Genomic DNA, 23,568 nt, shown 5'->3' with positions numbered 1-23,568 from the left:
CTTATCGGAAAGAAATGGGCTTTCTACGGGGAGTTGTGGCCAGCGCCGCCTCGATGAGCACGGACGGTAGTCATCTGACTCTGCTGCGCAGCGTCGTCAGGAGATACGCGCACAACAGCGTGGCCAGCGACAACGCCAGTGCGCCGCCCACGGGTTGGGCGACGACGCGGGCCGCCGCGTCGAGGTAGCGCTCACCGCCGAAGGGCCAGCGCGGCAGGAACGCCTCGCGCACGCGCGCGGGCATCCCGGCCGCCGTCCGCACGGATGTGCCCGACACCATCTTGTGCACGAGCGGTACGACGCCGACGGGTACGGCGACGACGGCGGCGAGCCCCGCCGTCGTGGACCGGAACACCCCGGCGGCCAGCACCCCGGCCCAGCCGCACCCCACGACCAGCGCGGCCCAACTCGCGCCGAGCGCCATCCAGTCGGCGGGAACTTTCACGAGCTCCCGTCCGTAGAGGAGGTAGAGCGCCTCGGCGTCGCAGCCGATCGCGAGGAGGGCCAGCGCCAGCGCGGCGCCCGCGGTGACGAGGAGCTTGGCGGCCAGCAGCCCCAGCCGACGGGGCACGGTGCCGCGGTCCGCCGCCAGCGCGGGGTGGCGGAACTCGTCGCCGAACGCCAGCGCGCCGAGCAGCCCGGCCCCGACCCCGGCCGGGGGCAGCGGCGACTGGACGGGCCAGCCGGCCAGCAACCGCGCCTGCGAGGAGTGCCCGACCCGGGCGAGCAGCAGCGAGATGACCACGGAGACGGCCAACGCCCCGGCCCCGACGAGGAATCCGGTACTGATCCCGGCGGCCCGCCGGATCTCGTACCGAAGGGGGCGCAGCGGCGAGGGGGCGGGGCGGACGGAGATGGGGGGTGGGAGGGGTGAAGGGCCTTTCAGGCGCGGGCCGTTGCTCTGGAGGGCCGCTTTCGGGGAGGGCGCCTGCGGGCACAACTCCCCTGGCCCGGGCGGCTCTTGGGTGACGACGCCGTCGGTGCCGTCGGCCGGATGTGCGCCGTCCCCGCGCGCGGGCGGAGCGACGTGCAGCGGGGTGTCCCGGTCAGTGGCCCCCGGTCCCATGTCGCCGGTCTCGTCGGCGAGTTGGTGGACGAGGATGCCGTGGCGGAAGGCGGTCTCGCCGATGCCGGCGCAGGTGCCGCCGTAGACGGAGAGGCGGTTGCCGTCCTCCTGGACGACCTCGACCGAGCGGCGGGTCTCGCGGGCCTCCTGGGTGAGGGCGGCGGCGAGGCGGGCGGTGTGGGGGGTGCGGACGGCGACGCGGGGGCGCAGGCGGGTGCGGGCGAAGTCGGGGGCGTGCTGGTCGGCGACGAGGCGGCCGGCGTCCAGGGTGACGACGTGGCCGGCCTCGCGGGCGGCCTCCTTGGGGTCGGCGGTGGTCAGCAGGACCGTCCCGCCGTGCCCGGCGTGCGCCTTGAGCATGTCGTGCAGCCAGCGGCTCTCGCGCGGGGAGAGGCCGGCGGCGGGGTCGTCGAGGACGAGGGTGTGCGGGTCGGGCAGGAGGGCGCAGGCGAGGCCGAGGCGGCGGTCCATGCCGCGCGAGAGGGTGCCGAGGCGTTCCTCGCGGAGGCTGACGAGGCCGACGGCTTCGAGGACCTCGTCGGCGCGCCGCGCGGGGACGCCGGCCGCCGCGCAGAGCATCCGCAGATGGCCGCGGACGGTGCGCCAGGGGTGTCCGGGCACGTCGCCGAGGAGGACGCCGACCTCGCGCGAGGGGTGGGCGACGCGGTGCAGGGGGCGGCCTCTGAAGTAGGTGACGCCACGGCCGCGCTGGAGTTCGAGCATGAGGCGCAGCGCCGTGGTCTTGCCCGCGCCGGCCGCCCCGAGCAGCGCGGTGACCTGCCCGGCGCGGGCCTCGAAGGAGACGTCGTCGAGGGCGGGCGGGAGGTCCTTGCGGGGGATGCTGGTCAGTCCGAAGGCCTGGATCACCCACAGCAAGATAGCGCCCCATTTAGGGCTTTTGGGACATCGCGCGGCCGACCGGAGTACCGCGCGGACCGCTATGGGGGGGGTGATCCAACCTCCGCGCGCGACAGCGGAGTCGGCGGCGCGCGGAGGTCAGACCTCGGGGCGCAGCATGGGCGGGTTGAGCAGAGTGGCGCCGCCCGCGCGGAACAGCTGGGCGGGACGGCCGCCCTGGCGGGTGGTGGTGCCGCCGGCGGGGACGAGGAAGCCGGGGGTGCCGGTCACCTTGCGGTGGAAGTTGCGCGGGTCGAGCGCCACGCCCCAGACGGCCTCGTAGACGCGGCGCAGCTCTCCGACGGTGAACTCGGCGGGACAGAACGCGGTGGCCAGCGAGGAGTACTCGATCTTCGAGCGGGCGCGTTCGACGCCGTCGGAGAGGATCTGCGCGTGGTCGAAGGCGAGGGGCGCGACGGGGTCGCCTTCGCGGCCGTAGCCGCTGTGCTGGAGCAGTTCCTCGACGGGGGCCCAGCGCGCGTTGCTCGCGTCGCCGCCGGCGCGGGGCGCGGGCAGGTCGGGGGCGAGGGCGAGGTGGGCGACGCTGACGACACGCATCCGGGGGTCGCGGCCGGGGTCGCCGTAGGTGGCGAGCTGTTCGAGGTGGGCGCCGTTGTCCTGGACGGGGGCGGCCGGGTCGTGGGCCCGCAGTCCGGTCTCCTCGGTCAGTTCGCGGCCCGCGGCCTGCGCGAGGTCCTCGTCGTCCCGCACGAACCCGCCGGGCAGCGCCCACCGACCCTGGAACGGGGGTTCGCCCCTGCGGACCGCGAGCGCGCACAGGGCGTGCCGGCGCACGGTCAGTACGACCAGGTCAACGGTGACGGCGAAGGGCGGGAAGGCTGACGGGTCGTAGGGCATGGCGGCGATCTTAGTCGTCTCCCTGACGATAAACACTCCCTTCGCGGGACCGGGCGCCGGCCGATCGGCTTCGGCCGGACATCGATGTCGTACGGTCACCTCTGGTCGTTCTGCGCACCGGCTCTCACACCCCTAGCTGAAGTCCTTGGGCGGCCTCCTCGACCATGGCGAGGCCGAGTCTGGTGACGCGGACGGAGAACGGCTCGCCCGCGACGCGCAGTCCGCTCAGGCCGATCTCGCCGAGGGGCGCGCTGTGCACGGGGCGCAGGGTGACCGTCCCGGCCGGGGCGTCGGGGCGGATGCCGGCGAGGGCGGTCAGCAGCAGGACTCCGGCGGCGGCGGAGCCCGCGGCGGGGCGGCAGGCGGCGGGGTGGGGCAGGGGCGCGCCGCCGTCGGTGCGCTGCTCCCCGGCGTACATCTCGGGCAGCCGGTACCCGAACGCCTCGGCGGCGCCGAGGACGCCGCGCAGCAGGGCGCCGGCCTCCTTCTCGTACCCGGCGGCGGCGAGCCCGGCGACGGCGATCGCACTCTCGTGGACCCGCACGGCCCCGCCGCGGTGCCCGAACGGGTTGTACCCGGCCTCTTTCGCGCCCAGTCCGCGCAGCCCCCAGCCGCAGTCCATGGCGGGCCCGCCGAGCAGCCGCGCGAGGTGCTCGGTCTGCACCCGGTCGAGCAGCCCGTCCGCGAGCCGACCGCCGCCGAGCAGCCCGGTGTCCAGGAGGTGCACGGCGCCGGCGCCGAGGTGCGCCACGGGGTGGCCGTCGGGCAGGCGGGCGGCGAGGGGGCGACCGCCGCCGAGGTCGTCGGCCCAGAACTCGCGGCGGAACGCCCCGCGCAGGGTCCGCGCCCAGGCGCGCAGGGCGTCGCCGCCGGGGCGGGCGAAGGCGTCGAGGAGGTCGGCGCCGAGGAGGGCCGCGCGGTGGGCGTGCGCTTGGGTCTCGCAGCGGATGGGGCCGCCGGGGTGCGGGTCGGGCAGGTAGGGGGTGCTGGGGTGGGGGTCGCGCGAGGAGGCGCCGCCCGGCTGCGGGGCGCGCAGGTAGGGGCCGCTGGGCTGAGGGGCGCCCGAGGAGGTGCCGCCCGGTTGCGGGTCGCGCGAGGCGGCGTTGCCGGGCTGCGGGTCGCGCAGGTAGGTGCTGTCGCCGACGGTCGTGCGCAGCCAGGTCAGGCAGCGCTCGGCGGTGGGCAGCAGCTCGGCCGTCTCGGACCGGGCGAGTCCCCAGCGGTAGGCCTCGGCGAGGAGCGCCGGGAACAGCAGGGTGGCCTCGGTGCCCGTGCACGCCGGGGGCAGGTGGGGGCCCGCGTCGCGGAGGGGGCCGGGGATGAGGCCGTTCGCGCGCTGGGTGCGGGCGAGGGTGCGCAACGTGCCCGCCGCGAGGCCGGTGCCCAGCGGCAGGACCGCGCGGGCGGCGCTCAGGGCGTCGGCGGGGGCGAGGCCGCAGCGCCAGGGGGCGCCGGCCGCGAGGTGGGTGTCCGTGGGGTGCGCGGGGTCGCGCAGCAGCAGGGCGTGCAGATCGTCGACCGCGGTGCGCCACAGGGGTTCCACGCGCGGGTCGTCGCCGGTGGCCCGCGCGGGGGCGAGCGGGTTGGTCGCCGCGCGGCCCGCGGCGCGCAGCGGGCCGCTCCCGTCGAGCCGGACCTTCAGCTCGACGACGGCACTCCCGCCCGGGGGCAGGTCCAGGTCCCAGCGCAGCAGTCCGGCGGAGGCCACCGCGTCGGCGGGCGGCGGATCGGCGGTCACGGACGAGGCGCCCGCCGGGCCGCTCCAGCGCAGCCCCGAGTCATGGACGGACGCCGGGAGTTCGGGCCCGGCGGCGCCGGCCGCGATCGCGCCGAGGTCAGCCAGGTCGGTCCCCAGGGACACCTCCAGCGGGAGGCGCAGCGGGCGGGGGCCGGCGTTGTGCAGGGTGATGCGCTCGGTGCCGTCGGCGTGGCGGGCCCGCTCGACGGTCACGTCCGGGTCCGGGCCGCCCTGCGGGGAGACCTTCAGCGTGCCGACGTGACGCGCCTGGTCGGCGCCGGTCATCCGCCCCTGCACGGCGAGCGGCTCCCGCCCGGCGACCCGCACCTGACACCGGGCCAGGATGCGCCGCCCCGCCCGGTAGAAGCCTTCCAGCCCGCGTCCGGTGAGCTGGCCGTCCTCGCCGGAGATGGCGAGGCCGGGGAGAGCAATGCAGATCATCGCGGTGTGGGTGGGGGGCAGGGCGGCGGTGCGGGGCGGGGGGACGGAGGCGGTGCCTGGGCGGCGGGGGCGGGGCGGAGGGGGTAGTGGGGGGCGGCGGTTGGGGGGCTCGGTTCGGTCGGAGGGGGACGGGGTGTGCCAAGGGGGGTGGGGCTCGGCGTCTCGGTCGGAGGGGGACGCGGTACGCCGAGGGGGGTGCGGCTCGGCATCTCGGTCTGGGAGGGATGGGGTGCGCCAGGGGAGGTGCGGCTCCACGTCCCGGTCGGAGAGGGATGCGGTGTGCCAAGGAGGGTGCGGCTCCGTCGGCAGGGGGCGGTCCGTGTCGGGGTCCGGGGACCGGCCGGGCGGTTCGTCCCGGCCTGCGAGAGACGCGGTGTGCCAAGGGGTGGGCGGCTGTGCCGTGCGGGGGCGGTCGCCTTCGGCGGAGGGCGGAGTCGGCTGGTGCATGCGGTGGCTTCTGCTCTCTGTGCGCCTCGGGCGGGTGCGACGCCGGGCAAGGGCTCCGACAGGACTGGGGCGGTCCGGCGACGCGGGTGTACCGCCACTCAGGTGAACGGGGCGGGCCTTGCCAGAGTCACGCTCCGAACCACATGGGCCCTCCGAATGGAGGTGGGGTACCGCGCGAGGATGCGCCGGGGGCCGGTATCCGGGTCCGCCGAGCCCTCCAAGTCTTCCGGGGCCTCCGGGGCCTCCGGGGCCTCCGGGGCCTCCGAGCCGACGGTGGACTCCCGTTCGGGGCCGCTGCTCACCCCCCGCGCTCAGGTGCCCGTCAGCAACGGCGCCGCCGCTCTCGCGGACACCCCCCACCTCTCCTTGCACATCGAGACCCGTCACGCCCCGGCCCGGCGCCGCCGCCCTCACTCCGTCTCCGCCTCCTCCCCCTCACCGGCCACCGCGGCACCCTCCGCGCGGACACTGCCCCGAGCGGCACTCCTTCCCTCGGCCCCGGCCCCAGCCTTGCCCGGAGGCCGGGTTCCGGCCTTGGCCCGCGGGCTCATGGGGCGGCGGGTGGCCGCGTCGGGCGCGGATGCGGGGCCCTTGATCCGGGGAATGCGGGTACGCCGCCGACGACGGGGGTCGGGAGTCTCCTCGTCCGCAGCCGTGTCATCACCGGGGGTTTCTCCGACGGGGCCGGCCGATTCGCTGCCGGGATCCGCTCCGGCCAGGTCGGCGGAGCCACCACCCGAAACTCCCCTGCCAAGGCCGGTTGGAGCACAGCCAGAACCTGCCTTGCCGAGGTCGGTTGGAGCACAACCAGCGGTTCCCTTGCCGAGGTTGACCGGAGCACAGCCAGGAGTCCCCTCGCCGGGATCGGCCGGAGCACAACCAGAGGCTCCCTCCCCAGCGTCAGCCGAAGCACAACCAGCAGCTCCCCCGCCAAGTCCACCAAGGCCGCACCCGCCGTTCCCCTCACCAGCACCGACCGAGCCACCCCCAGCAGCCAAGCCACCTCCAGCCGAACCGCTCTCAGCCGAGCCACCCCCAGCCGAGCCCCCAGCAGCCGAACCGCCCTCAACCAAGCCACCCCCAGCCGAATCACCCCCAGAACTCCCCCCAACCACCCCGCCACCATCTGCCTCCCCCATCGCCCCACCCCACTGCCCCCGAGTCCGCCGCAAACTGCGCCGCACCGACTCCGGGTCAAGCCCCTCATTGCACGCCCGATGGAGCAGCGCGGCGAAGAGATAGTCGGCATCCGCCGCGAGAGCCATCGCGAAAGCCTCGCGCGCCTCGAGCCGGTCGCCGCAGGACCAGGCGACCCAGCCGGCCAGGGTGAGAGGCGCGGCGGCGAACTCGCAGTACGCGGGGACACAGCGGCGGGCGAGGGCACGCCACAGGCGCAGGGCCGGGGCAGCCTCGTCGCCCTCCATCCAAGCCGCCGCGAGATCACGGGTCTCCCGGTCCTGGAGGCCGAGAAGCACCCGGGCCGCCTCGTCCGGCGCGATCAGTCCGTCGTCGCGCCGGTCGGACAGGTGCGGTCCGGGGACGGCCGGGGCCGCGGCGAGTCGGCGCATCAGCCGCTCGGCGAGGGCGATCGTCTCGTCGGCCACCTCGGCGCGCTCCTCGGGGCGCACGATCCGGGGGACGAGCCCCCAGCTGGCCGCGTCCAGGGCGCGTTCCTGTTCCTGGACGACGGAGGTCTCCAACGGCACGAGCCGCAGGCGCAGTTCGCGCAGGGTGCCGCGGACCCTGACGCCCGCGTAGGCAGCGGCGGCGGCCAGGACGGACGTACCGGGCAGGGCCATCGCGGTCCCCTCCGGCGGGCAGCAGCTGTCGCTCGCGCAGCAGTAGGACCAGAACCGGCCGCCGGAGACGCAGAGAGCCTCGACGACGGGGACGTCCAGCCGGCCGCACTCGACGCGCAGGTGCTGGACCAGCGGCCTCAGCCGCTCCATGACGTCCCTGGCCGGCTGCCCGGGGCCCGGTTCCCGGCAGACGTAGACGACCATCTGGTCGGGGGCCACGCCCCGGCGCCGGGAGCCCTCGATCAGTCCCCGGGCCAGTTCGCGGGCCGCCGGGGCCCAGTCGTCCGGGTTCTCTGGGATGCCGAGGCGTACGCGGGAGCCGAAGCGGCCGGCTCCGCCCGGGTCCTGGACGGCGGCGAGCACCATGCTGTCCTCGGGGCGGTAGCCCAGCAGATACGGCAGGGCGTCGGCCAGTTCGCCGGGGGTGCGCAGGACGACCCGGTGGGTGTCGGCGCCGAGCGGCGCGGGGGTGCCGTATGCGGCGTTTTCGAATGGTCCGGTCGTTTCGCTGTGATTCGTCATGCCGAGACCTTCTCGCGGAATGAAATCCTCCGCTTGCCCCTGTGGATAACCCGGATCAGGGACATGCCACCCCACTTATCCACAACGCCCCGCGCCCCTCACAACGCCCCGCATCCTTCACGTCGCCCACAACCCCGCGCGCCCCTCGCGCGCCCCCCACTGTCAGTCCCGTCCTGTTGTATGGACCCATGCAGCACACGAGCGACACGGATCTGCGGACCGAGGCCGACGCGGTCCTCGCCCGCCTGGTCGGGGACCCCGGCGGTACGGCCCGGCTCCGGGAGGACCAGTGGCGGGCGATCGAGGCGCTGGTCGCCGACAAGCGCCGGGCCCTGGTCGTGCAGCGCACGGGATGGGGCAAGTCCGCGGTGTACTTCGTGGCGACCTCGCTGCTGCGGGCGAGAGGCGCGGGACCGACGGTGATCGTCTCCCCGCTGCTCGCCCTCATGCGCAACCAGGTGGAGGCCGCGGCCCGGGCCGGTGTCCACGCCCGCACCATCAACTCCTCCAACGCCGAGGAGTGGGACGAGGTCAGGGCGGAGATCGCGGCCGGCGCCGTCGACGTCCTCCTCGTCTCGCCCGAGCGCCTGAACAACCCCGACTTCCGCGACCAGGTCCTGCCCGAACTCTCCGCGGCGACGGGCCTGCTGGTGGTCGACGAGGCGCACTGCATCTCCGACTGGGGCCATGACTTCCGCCCGGACTACCGGCGGCTGCGCACGATGCTCGCCGACCTCCCCCAGGGCGTGCCGGTGCTGGCGACGACGGCGACGGCCAACGCGCGCGTGACGGCCGACGTCGCCGAACAGCTCGGCACGGGCGGCGCGTCGGACGCCCTGGTGCTGCGCGGCCCGCTGGACCGGGAGAGCCTGAGCCTGAACGTGCTGCGGCTGCCGGACGCGGCGCACCGGCTGGCCTGGCTCGCCGACCACCTCGACGACCTGCCGGGCTCCGGCATCGTCTACACGCTCACGGTGGCCGCCGCCGAGGAGGTCACCGCGTTCCTGCGTCAGCGCGGGCACACCGTCGCGTCGTACACGGGACGTACCGAGAACGCCGACCGGCAGCAGGCGGAGGACGACCTGCTGGGCAACAAGGTCAAGGCGCTGATCGCGACGTCGGCGCTCGGGATGGGGTTCGACAAGCCCGACCTGGGCTTCGTCGTCCACCTCGGCTCGCCCTCCTCCCCCATCGCCTACTACCAGCAGGTGGGCCGCGCGGGACGCGGGGTGGAGCACGCGGAGGTGCTGCTGCTGCCGGGCAAGGAGGACGAGGCGATCTGGTCGTACTTCGCCTCGCTCGCCTTCCCGCCCGAGGAGTTGGTGCGGCGCACGCTGGACGTCCTCGCGCGCGCGGAGCGCCCGGTGTCGCTGCCCGCCCTGGAGCCCCTGGTCGAACTGCGCCGCTCCCGGCTGGAGACGATGCTGAAGGTCCTCGACGTCGACGGGGCGGTCAAGCGCGTCAAGGGCGGCTGGACCGCGACGGGGCGGCCGTGGTCGTACGACACGGACCGCTACGCGTGGGTGGCGCGCCAGCGGGCGGCCGAGCAGCAGGCCATGCGGGAGTACGGGACGACGGCGGACTGCCGGATGGAGTTCCTCCAGCGGCAGTTGGACGACGACACGGCCGCGCGGTGCGGCCGGTGCGACAACTGCGCGGGCGCGCGCTTCACCGCCGACGCCTCCTCGGCGGCGCTGGACGCCGCGCGCGCCGACCTGGTCCGCGCGGGCGTCGAGGTGGAGCCCCGCAAGATGTGGCCGACGGGGCTCGCCTCGGTCGGCATGGACCTCAAGGGACGTATCCCGGCCGGTGAACAGGCCGCTCCGGGGCGGGCCCTCGGGCGGCTCTCGGACATCGGCTGGGGCAACCGGCTGCGCCCGATGCTCGCCCCGCAGGCCCCGGACGGGCCGGTGCCGGACGACGTGGCGCAGGCCGTGGTGGGCGTCCTCGCCGACTGGGCGAAGGGGCCCGGCGGCTGGGCGTCGGGCGCGGCCGGGGCGCCCGCGCGGCCGGTCGGCGTGGTCAGCGTCGCCTCGCACACGCGCGCGCAGCTGATCGGTTCGCTGGCCGCGCACATCGCGCGCGTGGGCCGCCTGCCGCTGCTGGGCGGCCTGGAGTACGACGGCGAGGCCCCGCGCGTGGCGCGCAGCAACAGCGCCCAGCGGCTCAAGGCGCTCGACGGCGCCCTGTCCGTACCGCCCGCGCTGGCCGCCGCGCTCGCCGCGAGTCCGGGACCGGTGCTCCTGGTGGACGACTTCACCGAGACGGGCTGGACGCTCGCGGTCGCGTCCCGGCTGCTGCGCCGCGCGGGCGCCCGGGAGGTGCTGCCCCTGGTACTGGCGGTCCAGGGGTGAACGGTGTAGGGCTTGTGGGCGGAACGTCCGCATGTCCTGACGCAGGCGTCACACATAGGAACTCACGGTAGTGATATAAGCCACGTAACAGCACATAACAGCCGGTGATCCCAATTGCTCGTTGCCGCATCCCAGTTCGACAGCAAGAATTGAGGTCCGCTCCCCGCATCGGTTCGTCCGTGGTCCGGTGAGGTGTGTGCTCCCCCGAATTCGCCCGCCCGCTGTGGGCCGTAGCCGAAGGGAGGATCGTGACCTTCGGATTCGCTCCGTCCTCGGCGGCATCGCTCTCGACGTCCGCGTCCGCCACCTCCGCCAACCGCTTGCTCGAACCCGCGGAGTGGGCCGCCGCGGGGATCCCGTTGCTGCGCAATCCGCGAGAGGTGGTCAGCGGGCTGCACGCGCGGCACCGCCCCCGGCCCGCCACCGCCGTCGTGGCCGTGCTCGATCCGGACGAACGGCTGCGCGCCAGCGCCTCGTTCGCGCGCCGGCCGGCCCAGGCCGACGGCTGGATGTTCCGCAACGCGCTCCTGGCCCAGCTGCGCCGGGTCATCCCGCACGACCTGCGCCGGCGCACCCCGGTCCGCACGGCCGTCCTGCTGTACTGCCGTGAGGGGGACGCGCGTTGGACGGAGGAGGACGGGGCCTGGATGTGGGGCCTGCGCGACGCCTGCACCCTGCACGGGCTGCGCTGCGGGGCGTACATCACGCTCACCAAGGACGGCTGGCAGGTGCTCGGCGAGGGCCGCGGCGGCCGGAGCCCCCACTCCGAGTCGGATCCTGAGCCTTTCGGCCTCTCCGAGGCCCCGCCGCCCCTGCCGCGCACCGGCGGCGCGGTCTCCGACGTCCTGCGCCGCGCGGCGGCCCGCTAACCGCGCGGGGGCCGCGCCTAACCGCGCGGGGGCCGCGCAAGGCCGCGCGGAAGGGCCGGCGACCGAAGCGGACAGCCCCGGACCGGAAGGGTCCCGGGGCGCAGTCACGCCCTGAACTCCCCCTGATCCAGGGCTGTTTCACCACTACCGCGAGCGCCCCACAAGGCACGCCCGCAAAAAGCGCCCCCTACAGCACCCGCTCCCGGGTACGCCGAAACACGCGTGCGCCGCGACCCCCGTCCCGCCCGCGCACGCGTGCCACCGGCCCCGGCGGCTGCCGGCGCCGGTTCAGACCCCGGCGCCGAGCACCGCGTCGACCTGCTTCAGGTCGCCGCAGACGACCAGCAGGCTGGAGGCCTTGGCGCGGGCCAGCGGCAGCACGGTGGCGGGAACCGCCTCCGGTCCGCCGTTGACGGCGACCACGACGACAGGGCGTCCGGCGGCCCGGCCCGCTCCGGCGGCGTCCGTGTAGAAGACGTCGTCGCGCGCGTCGGCCTGCGCCCAGTAGGACGCCTCGCCGAAGGACTGCTCGTGGACAGCCCAGGGGTGCTGCTGGCCGGTGGTGACGAACAGGATGTCGCCGGGGGTGCGGCCCGAGTCGAGCAGCAGGTCCACGGCCTCCTCGGCGGCGTCCAGGGCGCCTTCCGCCGAGGCCGGGATCAGCTGGATCTGCGGGGCCGCCGCCGGGGCGGGGGTGGCCGTGTCGCGCGGGGTGCGCTGGGCCGGGGCCGTGGGCCGCGGCCCGGGCCGGCCGGGACGCGCCGGAGCCGCGGGACGGGGGCCGGGTACGGGACGAGGGGTCGACGCGGTGCGGGGACCCTGGGCACTCTCGTGAATCTGAGGCTCCTCGGGAATGAGAGGCATGAGCTGATATCTATCAAACGTTGGTGCGACTCGCGCACACGGGTGGTGCACAGTTGCGAGCCGGTGGGTGTTCAGAAGTCGAAGCCGAGCTGGCCCTCGATCTCCGGAGCGCCGCCGTCCGCCCAGCTGCGGGCCTTCTTGAGATGCCGCCACTGGGGCAGCGCATCAAGATACGCCCACGACAGCCGGTGGTGCGGGGTGGGTCCCCGCTCCTCCAGCGCGGCCTTGTGCACGGGTGACGGATACCCGGCGTTGTCCGCGAAACCGAAGTCTGCATGGTCGGCACCCAGTTCGGCCATCATTTTGTCGCGCTGGACCTTGGCGATCACCGAGGCCGCCGCGACGGCCACGCACGACCGGTCGCCCTTGATCACCGTACGGACCCGCCACGGGTCGCCGAGGTAGTCGTGCTTCCCGTCGAGGATGACCGCGTCGGGCCGTACCGGCAGTGCCTCCAGGGCCCGGACCGCCGCGAGTCGCAGTGCGGCGGTCATCCCCTTCTCGTCGATCTCCTCGGGTGAGGCGTGCCCGAGGGCGTACGACGTCACCCATTGCCGGAGTTCTCCGGCGAGTTCGGTGCGCCGTTTGACGGCGATGAGCTTGGAGTCGGTGAGGCCTTCGGGGGGTCGGCGCAGTCCGGTGACCGCCGCGCAGACGGTGACAGGACCGGCCCACGCACCGCGGCCCACCTCGTCGACACCGGCAATGACCTTCGCTCCGGTCGTTGCGCGGAGGGAGCGCTCGACGGTGTGTGTGGGTGGTTCGTACGGCATGGCGTCCTTAGCCTACGCCGCCCGGATCGGTGCGCGACACCCCGGCCCTCCCGCCCGCCTCAGCCGGCCCCCGGGCGCAGCAGCGGAAGCATCAACTCGTCGACCATCTCCGCCAGATCGGCGTCCCCCCATTCGCTGCCGCACATCTTCGTGCGGTACATCATCATGGCCGGTACGACGTCCAGGACGTAGCCGTTCGCCGCCCCCGGCCGCACCTCGCCCCGCTCGATCCCGCGGTCGACGACGTCCCGCAGGAGCTTCACGGTGGGCTCCACGACCCCGTCGCGGATGATGCCGTGGAAGCGTTCGGCCTGGGCCGGATCGCATTCGTGAATCACCGCGCGGACGGCGGAGCCTGGGCGGGAGAACATCACCCGGCGGGCCTTGCGGCACAGGTCCAGCAGTTCCGCGCGGACGTCGCCCAGGTCGGGGGCGGGGTCCGGCAGCGGCAGTCCGGCCCGCAGGGCGTCCGCGACCAGGTCCTCCTTGGAGGACCAGCGGCGGTAGACCGCGGCCTTCCCGGTCTGGGCGCCGGCGGCGACGCCCTCCATGGTGAGGGCGTTCCAGCCGACCGTGCCGAGCTGTTCCAACGCGGCGTCCAGGATGGCGCGTTCGAGTACGGCGCCGCGCCGGCGGGGGGAGGCCGGCTGCGCGGGGGCGGCCGGCCGGCGCGAGGTAACCATCTGCTTGTCTCCAGCGAGCGGGGGTCCGGGGCACGTCTGACCTCATCGTCGTGCCCCGCGGCACGTTTGTGAACAGCGCCCTTCCGCGAGATCCGGAGCCCCCAGCGCTACTCCGCCCCGCCCATCCACCCCGGCAGCCCCTCGGTCCGGGCCACCCACTCCTCCGGCGGCGCCCCCGCCGCTCCCGCCGCCAGCACCCCGCCCACGATCGCGCACGTCGTGTCGACGTCGCCGCCCGCCTGAGCCGTCGTCCAGAACGCCGACTCGAAGTCCCCGAGCGCCCGCGCGGCGGACCAGAGGGCGAAGGGGACGGTGTCGTGGGCGGTCGTGCGCCGCCCGCAGCCGAGGACCGCGGCGACGGTCCCGGCGTCGGCGTAGTCGAGCATGTCCCGCGCGCGCCGCAGCCCCGCGCCGACCGCGCTCCTGGGCACGAGCGCGATGACGCCGTCGAGGAGCGCGCCGGCGCTCGGCGGGCCCTCGGGCGCCCCCGCGAGCGCGGCAGCGGCGGCGACGGCCATGGCGCCCGCGACGGCCTCGCGGTGCTGGTGGGTGGGGTAGGCGGAGATCTCCGCCTGGTGGATGGCCTGTTCGGGGTCGCCCGCGTACCAGGCGCCCAGCGGGGCGATCCGCATGGCCGCGCCGTTGCCCCAGGAGCCCTGTCCGTCGAAGAGCGCGGCGGACAGCTCCCGCCAGTCGCCGCCCTCGCGGACGAGGCGCAGCAGGCGGTTCACGGCGGGTCCGTAGCCGCGGTCGAAGTCGTGGTGGACGGCGAAGGAGCGGGCCAGGGCGTCCTGGTCGATCCGGCCGTGGGCGGCGAGGACGGCGACGACGGAGGCGGCCATCTCGGTGTCGTCCGTCCACTGCCAGTCGCCGGGCGGCAGCTCGCGGCGGCCGAGCAGGGGGTAGTTCTCGGGGACGAAGTACTGCGAGCCCAGCGCGTCCCCCACCGCGAGGCCCCGCAGGCTGGCCAGGGCGCGGGCCAGTCGCTCTTCAGTTGTCGCGCCGGCGGTCATCTGCCCGCGCCGTATCCGCCGATGCCGTGCGGCTGGCGCCAGCGGTCGAACGGCTGGTTGAGGCTGTACCTGCCGTCATCTCCTAGAACGAGCATCCTCATCTCCGCGTTCCCGGGATTCGACAGCGATTCGAAGTCGTCGACCGTCCAGTGGAACCAGCGCATGCAGAACAGGCGCATCGCGAGCCCGTGGGTGACGAGCAGGACGTTCGGCGGATGGTCGGGGTCCTCGAAGCTGCGGAACAGGCTCTCCAGGAAGCCGCCGACCCGGTCGTACACGTCGGCTCCGCTCTCGCCCTGGGCGAAGCGGTAGAAGAAGTGGCCGTAAGCGTCGCGGTAGGCCTTCTGGAGGCGGACGTCGTCGCGGTCCTGCCAGTTGCCCCAGTCCTGCTCGCGCAGCCGGGGCTCCTCGCGCACGCGGATCAGGTCGGGGTCGAGGTGGAAGGCGCCCAGGGTCTCGTGGGTGCGCCGGTAGGGGGAGACGTACACGCTCACCTGCTCGGCGCCGAAGATCTCCCGGATGGTCTTCCCGGTCTCCTCCGCCTGCCGCCGGCCCTTGTCGGTGAGGGCCAGGGCGTGGTCTGGTTCGCGTTCGTAGACGGTGTCATCAACATTGCCCGTTGACTCCCCGTGCCGGACAAGGACGATGCGCCGTGGTCGTGCCATGCCAAGACCCTAGATCGAGTCGGGGCGTTTCGAGCACTCGTACGGCCCCCATACGGCGTAGGTCACACGCTTCCCGCCCCTGGGGTCACTTGGGTGTGCACACGTCACACGGTCCAGGTGGGTTCCATGTCGACGATGTCTCCGGTGAGCGCGGCGATGTCGGCCTCGGTCTGGGCGCGCAGCGCGAGGCGTTCGATGCGCTCGGTGCGGTACTTGCCGTGCTCGGCCTGCGAGCGCCACATGGACAGCACCATGAACTCGTTGCCGGGCGCCTCGGCGAACAGCCCGCGGATCATGCCGGGCGAGCCGGCCATCGCGGGGTTCCAGACCTTCTCCTGCATCAGCGTGAAGTGCTCGGCGCGCTCCTCGTGGACCCGGGAGAGGGCGACGCGCAGCAGGTCGGCGTCGGTGAAGCGGGGTTCGAAACCGGTCTTGACGTCGAAGCGGTGGTCGAAGAGGCGCACTTGGGCGTCGCGGAAGGTGCCCGCCTGGGCGGTGGCCAGCCGGTCGTGGGAGCGGGCCATGAAGGAGTCGTAGAAGGCGCGGCTCTCCCAGAAGGCGAAGACGTGCGCGACGGACGGGCGGCTGCGGCTGAAGCCCCCGCCCTGCCCGCGGAATCCCGGCTCCCCCAGAAGCCCCGCCCACTTCCGCTGCCCCCGCTCGAAACCGCGGCGGTCGACCACGGTGCAGCGAATCCACTTGACCAGCACCGCGCCATGGTAAGGCCAACGGACGTGGCGCCGGTCACGCGTGCGTGCGCGGAGAGCGGCGCACAGGTGCACGCGGGCGTGGCAGGATGGGCAACCGGCCCTGGCGGCGGGGGAGTTCGGGGCGCTTACCGCAGGTGAGACGGGGAAGGGAAGCCTGATGAACGGCCTCATCAAGGGAATCCGCAAGGTCGAGATCTCGCTCAAGTGGGATCCGAGCGCGGCGGGTGCGCCCGCCACCGATCTGGACCTCGTCGCCGCGACCTATCAGGGGGACTCGCGCGGGACGCCCGCGTACATCGTGTACTTCGACAGCCGCTCCCCCGACGGCACCATCTATCTCAACCGTGACAGCAAGGACGGCAAGGGGTTCGGCTGGGACGAGGTGATGACGCTCGAACTGGACCGGCTGGACGCGCGCTACACGCGCGTGGTGGTCGGCGCGATCATCCAGCAGCGCCCCGCCCACCGCACCTTCGCCAGCGTCGCGAGCCCCGCCTTCCGCATCCGCGAGGGCTACGACGTGCTGGCCGAGGGCGGCTTCGGCGCCGTCCAGAGCGCGACGGCGGCCACGGTCGCCGAGTTCGTCCGCGACCCGGAGGACGGCTGGGAGTTCCACCCCGGAGTCCACGGCCACACGGACGACCCGGCCCACTTCACCGCCGTGATGGGCGAGACCCGCCCGTCCTGAGGGGTACGACGAAGGGGGCGCCGGTGTCGTACCGGCGCCCCCTTGTCATGCGCCTAGGTCAGCTGCAACCGCTGGTCGAGCCGCACCCCTCGCAGATGTAGCAGGAGCCGGCCCGCTGCATCTTCGTGCCGCAGGAGAAGCACAGCGGGGCGTCGGCCTGGATGCCCAGCTGCATCTCCACCAGCTCGGCGCTGGTGTGCGCCTGCCGGGGAGCGGGGGTCACGACGGCGACGGGCTCGGCCTGGAGGGGCGCCGACTGGGCGAGGCCCTCGACGTCGATGTCGTCGTCCAGGCTGGGCTCGTAGGAGCCGGTGTCCAGGTGGCGCTGGCGCTCCTCGGCGGAGTGGATGCCGAGCGCGGAGCGGGTCTCGAAGGGCAGGAAGTCGAGCGCCAGGCGGCGGAAGATGTAATCGACGATCGACTGGGCCATCCGCACGTCCGGGTCGTCCGTCATACCGGCCGGCTCGAAGCGCATGTTGGTGAACTTGGAGACGTAGGTCTCCAGCGGGACGCCGTACTGGAGGCCGACGGAGACCGCGATGGAGAAGGCGTCCATCATGCCCGCGAGGGTGGAGCCCTGCTTGGACATCTTCAGGAAGACCTCGCCCAGGCCGTCGTCCGGGTAGGAATTGGCGGTCATGTAGCCCTCGGCGCCGCCGACCGTGAAGGAGGTCGTGATCCCGGGGCGGCCCTTGGGCAGGCGCTTGCGGACCGGGCGGTACTCGATGACCTTCTCGACGGCCTCGCGGATCGTCGCCTCGGTCTTCTCCGTGACCTCGGCCTTCTCGTCCTTGGCCGGCTTGGTCTTCGCGGAGAGGGGCTGGCCGACCTTGCAGTTGTCCCGGTAGATCGCGAGGGCCTTGACGCCGAGCTTCCAGGCCTCGAAGTAGATCTCCTCGACCTCCTCGACGGTCGCCGTCTCCGGCATGTTGACCGTCTTGGAGATGGCGCCGGAGATCCAGGGCTGGATCGCGGCCATCATCCGTACGTGGCCCAGCGGGGAGATGGCCCGCTCGCCCATGGCGCAGTCGAAGACCTCGTAGTGCTCGGTCTTGAGGCCGGGGGCGTCGATCACATTGCCGTGCTCGGAAATGTGGGCGACGATCGCCTCGATCTGCTCCTCCTGGTAGCCCAGGCGGCGCAGGGCCTGCGGGACGGTGCCGTTGACGATCTGCATCGAGCCGCCGCCGACGAGCTTCTTGAACTTGACCAGGGCGAGGTCGGGCTCGACGCCGGTGGTGTCGCAGGACATCGCGAGGCCGATGGTGCCGGTCGGGGCGAGCACCGACGCCTGGGCGTTACGGAAACCGTTCTGCTTGCCGAGGCGCAGGACGTCCTGCCAGGCCTCCGTGGCGGCGGCCCAGACGGGGGTGTCCAGGTCGTCGGTCCGGTAGGCCGTGGTGTTGGCGTCCGCGTGCTGCTTCATGACGCGGTTGTGGGCGTCGGCGTTGCGCGCGTAGCCGTCGTAGGGGCCGACGACCGCGGCGAGCTCGGCGGAGCGGCGGTAGGCGGTGCCGGTCATCAGGGACGTGATGGCGCCGGCGAGGGTGCGCCCGCCGTCGGAGTCGTACGCGTGGCCGGTCGCCATCAGGAGGGCGCCGAGGTTGGCGTAGCCGATGCCGAGCTGGCGGAAGGCGCGGGTGTTCTCGCCGATCTTCTGGGTGGGGAAGTCGGCGAAGCAGATGGAGATGTCCATCGCGGTGATGACCAGCTCGACGACCTTCTGGAAGCGCTCGGCCTCGAAGGACTGCTCGCCCTTGCCGTCGTCCTTGAGGAACTTCATCAGGTTCAGCGAGGCGAGGTTGCAGGACGTGTTGTCCAGGTGCATGTACTCGCTGCACGGGTTCGACGCGGTGATCCGGCCGGACTCGGGGCAGGTGTGCCAGTTGTTGATGGTGTCGTCGTACTGGATGCCCGGGTCGGCGCAGGCCCAGGCGGCTTCGGCGATCTTGCGGAAGAGCGCCTTGGCGTCGACCTCCTCGATCACGTCGCCCGTCATGCGCGCGCGCAGGCCGAACTTGCCGCCCTGCTCGACGGCGGTCATGAACTCGCCGTTGACGCGGACGGAGTTGTTGGCGTTCTGGTACTGCACCGACGCGACGTCGTCGCCGCCCAGGTCCATGTCGAAGCCCGCGTCGCGCAGGACGCGGATCTTCTCCTCCTCCTTGACCTTGGTCTCGATGAAGTCCTCGATGTCGGGGTGATCCACGTCGAGGACGACCATCTTGGCGGCGCGGCGGGTGGCGCCGCCGGACTTGATGGTGCCGGCGGAGGCGTCGGCGCCGCGCATGAAGGAGACAGGGCCGGAGGCGTTGCCGCCGGAGGAGAGCAGCTCCTTGGAGGAGCGGATGCGGGAGAGGTTCAGGCCGGCGCCGGAGCCGCCCTTGAAGATCATGCCCTCTTCCTTGTACCAGTCGAGGATGGACTCCATGGAGTCGTCGACGGCCAGGATGAAACAGGCGGAGACCTGCTGGGGCTGGGGGGTACCGACGTTGAACCAGACGGGGCTGTTGAAGCTGAAGATCTGGTGCAGCAGGGCGTACGCCAGCTCGTGCTCGAAGATCTCGGCGTCGGCGGGCGAGACGAAGTACTTGTGGTCCTCGCCGGCCTTCCGGTAGGTCTTCACGATGCGGTCGATCAGCTGCTTGAGGCCGACCTCGCGCTGGGGGGTGCCGACCGCTCCGCGGAAGTACTTGCTGGTGACGATGTTGACCGCGTTCACCGACCAGAAGTCGGGGAACTCGACGCCACGCTGCTCGAAGTTGACCGAGCCGTCGCGCCAGTTGGTCATGACGACGTCACGGCGCTCCCAGACCACCTCGTCGTACGGGTGCACGCCGGGGGTGGTGTGGATGCGCTCGATGCGCAGGCCCTTGGCGGGCTTGGCTCCCTTGGCTCGGGAACCTCGCGCCGGACCGCTCGCCGTCTCTGTCATGCCGCCTCCCTGTACAGGCAAAAACGCCCAGAAATGCCACGTTGTTCCCGTGACACAGTGTGATTTCGATGCCGTGGGGTTGACGCAGCGTCGCCCACGACAGGTCTGGCTGACCGCCGTCCCGCCCGGAGCCCGGTGTCCCGCCCGGCTCCGGTCCGCGGGTCAGTCGGCGGCGCGGACGGGCTCGGGGACCCGCGTGGTCCCGGTCCCGCCGGCTTCTTCCCGGCCCCCCGAGACAGCCCCCGCGTCGTTCTCACGGACGACGTCGTCCGCCGCGAGGTGTCCCGTCTGTTGTCTGAGCTCCGCGATCGCGGACTCGAAGTCCTCCAGCGAGTCGAACGCACGGTAGACGGAGGCGAAGCGCAGATACGCGACGACGTCGAGCTCCTGGAGCGGTCCGAGTATGGCCAGCCCCACGTCGTGGGTGGTCAGCTCGGCGCTCCCGGTGGCCCGCACCGCCTCTTCGACCCGCTGCCCGAGCTGGGCGAGCGCGTCCTCGGTGACCGGCCGTCCCTGGCACGCCTTGCGCACCCCATTGATGACCTTGGTGCGGCTGAACGGCTCGGTGACCCCGGAGCGCTTGATGACCATCAGTGAGCAGGTCTCCACCGTGGTGAAACGGCGGGAGCAGTCAGGGCACTGGCGGCGCCTGCGGATCGACGTTCCGTCGTCGGTGGTACGGCTGTCGACGACACGGCTGTCGGGGTGCCTGCAGAAGGGGCAGTGCATGGTTCCCAACCCTCCCTCAACATGCAGACTCGATGGCCTCGCCAGCCCCAGGGGCCGCGCGAAGCAGCCCCCAGCATAGGCGATCCCGGAGCGTCTTCCGCACCAGGGAACACAACTTGTGGGCTACGCCCCGAATCCAACCACTAGATATGGGGGATTGACACGCAACACCTCGGCGGCGTGTCGTTCTTGCGTAACAGCGGCGGCGCCACCGCGCGGACCCAGCCTCCGCCACCGCGCGGGCACATACGGCCGTTCGCCGTAATACATGCGGAGATAGCGTGAGCGCCGCAGGGAGGAGAGGTGGGACTCGCGGCGCGGTCCCCTCCGCGCGGGGCGAGCGGTGGCAGACTGGGCGGCGTCCCGACACGGAGCGTGCGGCCCTGGACGCTCGGCCCCACCGAGCACGGTATGCGCCATACACCCGGACACATGATCAAGTGCACCACTCCCGGGTTTTTCACTCGAACGTGTGTTTGGCGCAACCTTTCGAAAGCAACTACCGTTGTCCAGCAGGGAGACCATCGAGAGGGGCCGCCGTGACCACCACCGCTGACAGTGCCACCATCACCGCCCAGGACCGCTCCCAGGGCCGACTCGACCCGGTGCATGCGATGAACGAAGCCAGCAGTCCCGAGGGGCACAAGCGCTCCCTGCCGGGCCGACCCCCAGGCATCCGGGCCGACAGCTCGGGCCTCACCGACCGGCAGCGGCGGGTGATCGAGGTCATCCGGGACTCCGTGCAGCGCCGCGGGTACCCGCCGTCGATGCGGGAGATCGGCCAGGCGGTCGGCCTGTCCAGCACGTCGTCGGTCGCGCACCAGCTGATGGCCCTGGAGCGCAAGGGCTTCCTGCGCCGCGACCCGCACCGCCCACGCGCGTACGAGGTCCGCGGCTCCGACCAGGCCGTGGCGGTGCAGCCCACGGACACCGCGGGCAAGCCGGCCGCGTCGTACGTCCCGCTGGTCGGCCGGATCGCCGCCGGTGGTCCGATCCTCGCCGAGGAGTCGGTCGAGGACGTCTTCCCTCTCCCCCGTCAGCTCGTCGGCGACGGTGAGCTGTTCGTCCTCAAGGTCGTCGGCGACTCGATGATCGAGGCCGCGATCTGCGACGGCGACTGGGTCACGGTCCGCCGCCAGCCGGTCGCCGAGAACGGCGACATCGTCGCCGCGATGCTCGACGGTGAGGCCACGGTGAAGCGCTTCAAGCGCGAGGACGGCCATGTCTGGCTCCTCCCGCACAACGCGGCGTACGAGCCGATCCCCGGTGACGACGCGACCATCCTCGGCAAGGTGGTCGCCGTACTGCGGCGCGTCTGACGGCGCCGGCGGCAGGCGGGCCCTCCTTCTCGCTCCCGCCCTGTGACTGGGCCCCGGGATCTCTGCGCCGATTCCGGGGCCCTGTGATTGTCGTGAGGCCGCCCTGCCGGACGCCCAGGACGACACACGTGTAAGGGGTGCCTCCCATGGTGGGGCACCCCTTACACGTTCCTCTGGTCAGGCGCCGTTCTGCTTCGCCGCCGCGTCGATCGCCGCGAGGGACCTGCGGACCTGGTTGCGGTCCGTGGTGTACCAGAAGTCGGGCATGGACGCCTTGAGGTAACTGCCGTACCGCGCGGTCGCGAGGCGCTGGTCAAGGACGGCCACGACGCCCCGGTCCCCGGTGGCCCGTACGAGCCGGCCGGCGCCCTGGGCCATCAGCAGCGCCGCGTGGGTGGCCGCGACGGACATGAAGCCGTTGCCGCCGGACTCCTCGACCTTCTTCTGCCGGGCGCTCATCAGCGGGTCGTCCGGGCGCGGGAACGGGATCTTGTCCATCACGACCAGCTGGCAGCTGGCGCCGGGCACGTCCACGCCCTGCCACAGCGACAGCGTGCCGAACAGGCAGGTCTTCGGGTCCGCCGCGAAGTTCTTGATCAGCTCGCCGAGGGTCTCCTCGCCCTGGAGCAGGATCGGGAACTCGGGCATGCGCACGCGCAGTTCCTCGGCGGCCTGCTGGGCGGCCCGCATGGACGAGAACAGGCCGAGGGTGCGCCCGCCGGCCGCCTGGATCAGCTCGGACAGCTCGTCCAGCATGTCCGCGCGGTCGCCGTCGCGGGCCGGGCGGGAGAGGTGCTTGGCGACGTAGAGGATGCCCTGCTTGGGGTAGTCGAAGGGCGAGCCGACGTCGACGCCCTTCCACTGGGGCAGGTCCTCGCCCTCGACGCCCTCCGGGGCGAGCCCCAGGGAGGCGCCGACGCCGTTGAAGTCACCGCCCAGCTTGAGCGTCGCGGACGCCAGGACCACCGAGCGGTCCGCGAAGAGCTTCTCGCGCAGCAGGCCCGACACGGACATGGGAGCGACGCGCAGGGAGGCCCCGAAGCGGTCGTGCCGCTCGTACCAGACGACGTCGAACTCCGAGCCGGCCACGATCCGTTCGGCCACCCCATGGACCGTCTCCACCGACGCCAGCGCCTGCTTGCGGACCGCGTCCTCGTCCTGGACCGAGCGGTCGCGGGTCGAGCCGAGCGCGGAGACGACGGCCCGCGCGGCGTCGCGCAGCGCCATCAGCGCGTAGTTGAGGTCCTCCGGGATCTCCTCCAGGCGGCCGGGCAGGGCCAGCTCCATCAGCCGCTCGAAGCCCTCGGCGGCGGTCTGGAGCTGGTCGGCGACCTTCTCGTCGACCAGCTTCGCGGAGCGCCGGACCGCACGGTTGACCTGGCCCGGGGTCAGCTCGCCGGTGGCGACGCCGGTGACCCGGGAGACCAGTTCGTGCGCCTCGTCGACGATCAGCACCTCGTGCTGCGGGAGGACCGGGGCGCCCTCGATGGCGTCGATCGCGAGCAGCGCGTGGTTGGTGACGACGACCTCGGACAGCTTGGCCCGCTCCCTGGCCGACTCGGCGAAGCACTCCGGGCCGTAGGCGCACTTGGTGGCGCCCAGGCACTCGCGGGAGGAGACCGACACCTGCGCCCAGGCGCGGTCGGAGACGCCCGGGGTGAGGTCGTCGCGGTCGCCGGACTCCGTCTCGTCCGCCCAGTCGCGCAGCCGCAGCAGGTCCTGGCCCAGCTTGCTGGTGGGGGCGGCGGCCTCGAACGGGTCGAAGAGGCCCTCCTCCTCGTCCTGCGGGACCCCTTCGTGCAGCCGGTGCAGACAGAGGTAGTTCGATCTGCCCTTGAGCATCGCGAACTCCGGGCGGCGGCGCAGCAGCGGGTGCAGCGCGTCCACCGTGCGCGGCAGGTCCCGCTCCACGAGCTGGCGCTGGAGGGCGAGGGTCGCGGTCGCGACGATCACCCGCTCGCCGTGCGCGAGCGCGGGAACGAGGTATCCGAGCGACTTTCCGGTGCCGGTGCCGGCCTGCACGAGCAGATGGGAGCCGTCGTCGATCGCCTCGGAGACGGCTTCGGCCATGGTCACCTGGCCGGGGCGCTCCGCACCGCCGACGGCGGCCACGGCGGCATGCAGGAGTTCGGGGAGTGAGGGCTTCGTCATAGCGCGACCACCCTACGGGTCGGGACTGACAGCCGGGGGCGGGGAGG

17 protein-coding genes are annotated in these 23,568 nt (G+C 73.1%); 4 read left to right on the top strand and 13 right to left on the bottom strand.

The window, feature by feature from the left end; genetic code table 11:
- Positions 1 to 70: 70 nt before the first annotated feature.
- The 4 genes from ACYUD3_RS00480 to ACYUD3_RS00465 form a co-directional block, all read right to left on the bottom strand.
- Positions 71 to 1,933 carry an ATP-binding cassette domain-containing protein gene (locus ACYUD3_RS00480; RefSeq protein ID WP_470961605.1) on the bottom strand — a complete coding sequence of 621 codons (1,863 nt, stop codon included), beginning with the start codon at positions 1,931 to 1,933 and terminating at the stop codon, positions 71 to 73.
- A gap of 129 nt (positions 1,934 to 2,062) precedes the next feature.
- Positions 2,063 to 2,821 carry an NUDIX hydrolase gene (locus tag ACYUD3_RS00475; RefSeq protein ID WP_470961602.1) on the bottom strand — a complete coding sequence of 253 codons (759 nt, stop codon included), beginning with the start codon at positions 2,819 to 2,821 and terminating at the stop codon, positions 2,063 to 2,065.
- Positions 2,822 to 2,945: 124 nt separating this feature from the next.
- On the bottom strand, positions 2,946 to 5,000 hold the full coding sequence (locus ACYUD3_RS00470) for a glycogen debranching N-terminal domain-containing protein (RefSeq protein WP_470961599.1): 2,055 nt from the start codon (positions 4,998 to 5,000) through the stop codon (positions 2,946 to 2,948).
- Positions 5,001 to 5,857: 857 nt separating this feature from the next.
- Positions 5,858 to 7,768 carry a DUF4192 domain-containing protein gene (locus tag ACYUD3_RS00465; RefSeq protein ID WP_470961596.1) on the bottom strand — a complete coding sequence of 637 codons (1,911 nt, stop codon included), beginning with the start codon at positions 7,766 to 7,768 and terminating at the stop codon, positions 5,858 to 5,860.
- Between the two features lie 188 nt (positions 7,769 to 7,956).
- On the opposite strand from ACYUD3_RS00465, the gene ACYUD3_RS00460 reads away from it, so the two are divergent.
- Positions 7,957 to 10,122 carry a RecQ family ATP-dependent DNA helicase gene (locus ACYUD3_RS00460; RefSeq protein WP_470961592.1) on the top strand — a complete coding sequence of 722 codons (2,166 nt, stop codon included), beginning with the start codon at positions 7,957 to 7,959 and terminating at the stop codon, positions 10,120 to 10,122.
- 248 nt (positions 10,123 to 10,370) lie between these two features.
- The gene (locus ACYUD3_RS00455; RefSeq protein WP_470961589.1) at positions 10,371 to 10,991 is read left to right on the top strand and encodes a hypothetical protein; all 621 of its coding nucleotides are present in this window, start codon (positions 10,371 to 10,373) and stop codon (positions 10,989 to 10,991) included.
- 288 nt (positions 10,992 to 11,279) lie between these two features.
- Here ACYUD3_RS00455 and ACYUD3_RS00450 read toward each other — a convergent pair whose 3' ends face one another.
- The 6 genes from ACYUD3_RS00450 to ACYUD3_RS00425 all read right to left on the bottom strand — a co-directional run bounded on the left by ACYUD3_RS00450 (position 11,280) and on the right by ACYUD3_RS00425 (position 15,699).
- Complete coding sequence (locus ACYUD3_RS00450; RefSeq protein WP_470961585.1) at positions 11,280 to 11,855, bottom strand: hypothetical protein; 576 nt, start codon at positions 11,853 to 11,855, stop codon at positions 11,280 to 11,282.
- 71 nt (positions 11,856 to 11,926) lie between these two features.
- A complete protein-coding gene (locus ACYUD3_RS00445; RefSeq protein ID WP_470961583.1) occupies positions 11,927 to 12,628 on the bottom strand; it encodes a ribonuclease HII in 702 nt (233 codons plus the stop codon).
- A gap of 59 nt (positions 12,629 to 12,687) precedes the next feature.
- Positions 12,688 to 13,311 carry a TetR/AcrR family transcriptional regulator gene (locus tag ACYUD3_RS00440; protein WP_470961580.1) on the bottom strand — a complete coding sequence of 208 codons (624 nt, stop codon included), beginning with the start codon at positions 13,309 to 13,311 and terminating at the stop codon, positions 12,688 to 12,690.
- A 107-nt stretch (positions 13,312 to 13,418) separates the two neighbouring features.
- A complete protein-coding gene (locus ACYUD3_RS00435) occupies positions 13,419 to 14,324 on the bottom strand; it encodes an ADP-ribosylglycohydrolase family protein (RefSeq protein WP_470961577.1) in 906 nt (301 codons plus the stop codon).
- Complete coding sequence (locus tag ACYUD3_RS00430) at positions 14,321 to 14,989, bottom strand: histidine phosphatase family protein (RefSeq protein WP_470961573.1); 669 nt, start codon at positions 14,987 to 14,989, stop codon at positions 14,321 to 14,323. Before ACYUD3_RS00430 ends, ACYUD3_RS00435 begins: the two co-directional genes overlap by 4 nt.
- Before the next feature lie 104 nt (positions 14,990 to 15,093).
- Positions 15,094 to 15,699, bottom strand: a complete 606-nt coding sequence (locus tag ACYUD3_RS00425) for a YdbC family protein (RefSeq protein ID WP_470961570.1) — start codon at positions 15,697 to 15,699, stop codon at positions 15,094 to 15,096.
- A gap of 157 nt (positions 15,700 to 15,856) precedes the next feature.
- On the opposite strand from ACYUD3_RS00425, the gene ACYUD3_RS00420 reads away from it, so the two are divergent.
- On the top strand, positions 15,857 to 16,387 hold the full coding sequence (locus ACYUD3_RS00420) for a TerD family protein (protein ID WP_470961567.1): 531 nt from the start codon (positions 15,857 to 15,859) through the stop codon (positions 16,385 to 16,387).
- 58 nt (positions 16,388 to 16,445) lie between these two features.
- On the opposite strand, the gene ACYUD3_RS00415 is transcribed toward ACYUD3_RS00420, so the two are convergent.
- Positions 16,446 to 19,322, bottom strand: a complete 2,877-nt coding sequence (locus tag ACYUD3_RS00415) for a vitamin B12-dependent ribonucleotide reductase (RefSeq protein WP_470961564.1) — start codon at positions 19,320 to 19,322, stop codon at positions 16,446 to 16,448.
- A 162-nt stretch (positions 19,323 to 19,484) separates the two neighbouring features.
- Positions 19,485 to 20,051 (bottom strand): transcriptional regulator NrdR, encoded by a 567-nt coding sequence (gene nrdR, locus ACYUD3_RS00410; RefSeq protein ID WP_470961561.1) that lies wholly within the window; start codon positions 20,049 to 20,051, stop codon positions 19,485 to 19,487.
- A gap of 539 nt (positions 20,052 to 20,590) precedes the next feature.
- Here nrdR and lexA point away from each other — a divergent pair.
- On the top strand, positions 20,591 to 21,370 hold the full coding sequence (gene lexA, locus ACYUD3_RS00405) for a transcriptional repressor LexA (protein WP_470961558.1): 780 nt from the start codon (positions 20,591 to 20,593) through the stop codon (positions 21,368 to 21,370).
- Positions 21,371 to 21,547: 177 nt separating this feature from the next.
- Here the strand turns inward: lexA and ACYUD3_RS00400 are convergent, their stop codons facing one another.
- Positions 21,548 to 23,521 carry an ATP-dependent DNA helicase gene (locus ACYUD3_RS00400; RefSeq protein WP_470961555.1) on the bottom strand — a complete coding sequence of 658 codons (1,974 nt, stop codon included), beginning with the start codon at positions 23,519 to 23,521 and terminating at the stop codon, positions 21,548 to 21,550.
- Between the last annotated feature and the right edge of the window lie 47 nt (positions 23,522 to 23,568).

It is taken from the genome of Streptomyces sp. AMJ-169, from assembly GCF_055597585.1.
Note: the sequence above shows the minus strand (reverse complement) of the source record. Positions and strands in the feature narration are given on the sequence as shown.

What these genes read in the sequence shown, in the direction of transcription:
- ACYUD3_RS00415 (WP_470961564.1), bottom strand. Translation starts at nt 19,322, where the DNA reads ATGACAGAGACGGCGAGCGGTCCGGCGCGAGGTTCCCGAGCCAAGGGA.
- ACYUD3_RS00465 (WP_470961596.1), bottom strand. Translation starts at nt 7,768, where the DNA reads ATGACGAATCACAGCGAAACGACCGGACCATTCGAAAACGCCGCATAC.
- ACYUD3_RS00440 (WP_470961580.1), bottom strand. Translation starts at nt 13,311, where the DNA reads ATGGTTACCTCGCGCCGGCCGGCCGCCCCCGCGCAGCCGGCCTCCCCC.
- nrdR (WP_470961561.1), bottom strand. Translation starts at nt 20,051, where the DNA reads ATGCACTGCCCCTTCTGCAGGCACCCCGACAGCCGTGTCGTCGACAGC.
- ACYUD3_RS00420 (WP_470961567.1), top strand. Translation starts at nt 15,857, where the DNA reads ATGAACGGCCTCATCAAGGGAATCCGCAAGGTCGAGATCTCGCTCAAG.
- ACYUD3_RS00450 (WP_470961585.1), bottom strand. Translation starts at nt 11,855, where the DNA reads ATGCCTCTCATTCCCGAGGAGCCTCAGATTCACGAGAGTGCCCAGGGT.
- ACYUD3_RS00475 (WP_470961602.1), bottom strand. Translation starts at nt 2,821, where the DNA reads ATGCCCTACGACCCGTCAGCCTTCCCGCCCTTCGCCGTCACCGTTGAC.
- ACYUD3_RS00430 (WP_470961573.1), bottom strand. Translation starts at nt 14,989, where the DNA reads ATGGCACGACCACGGCGCATCGTCCTTGTCCGGCACGGGGAGTCAACG.
- ACYUD3_RS00470 (WP_470961599.1), bottom strand. Translation starts at nt 5,000, where the DNA reads ATGATCTGCATTGCTCTCCCCGGCCTCGCCATCTCCGGCGAGGACGGC.
- ACYUD3_RS00460 (WP_470961592.1), top strand. Translation starts at nt 7,957, where the DNA reads ATGCAGCACACGAGCGACACGGATCTGCGGACCGAGGCCGACGCGGTC.
- ACYUD3_RS00445 (WP_470961583.1), bottom strand. Translation starts at nt 12,628, where the DNA reads ATGCCGTACGAACCACCCACACACACCGTCGAGCGCTCCCTCCGCGCA.
- ACYUD3_RS00435 (WP_470961577.1), bottom strand. Translation starts at nt 14,324, where the DNA reads ATGACCGCCGGCGCGACAACTGAAGAGCGACTGGCCCGCGCCCTGGCC.
- ACYUD3_RS00400 (WP_470961555.1), bottom strand. Translation starts at nt 23,521, where the DNA reads ATGACGAAGCCCTCACTCCCCGAACTCCTGCATGCCGCCGTGGCCGCC.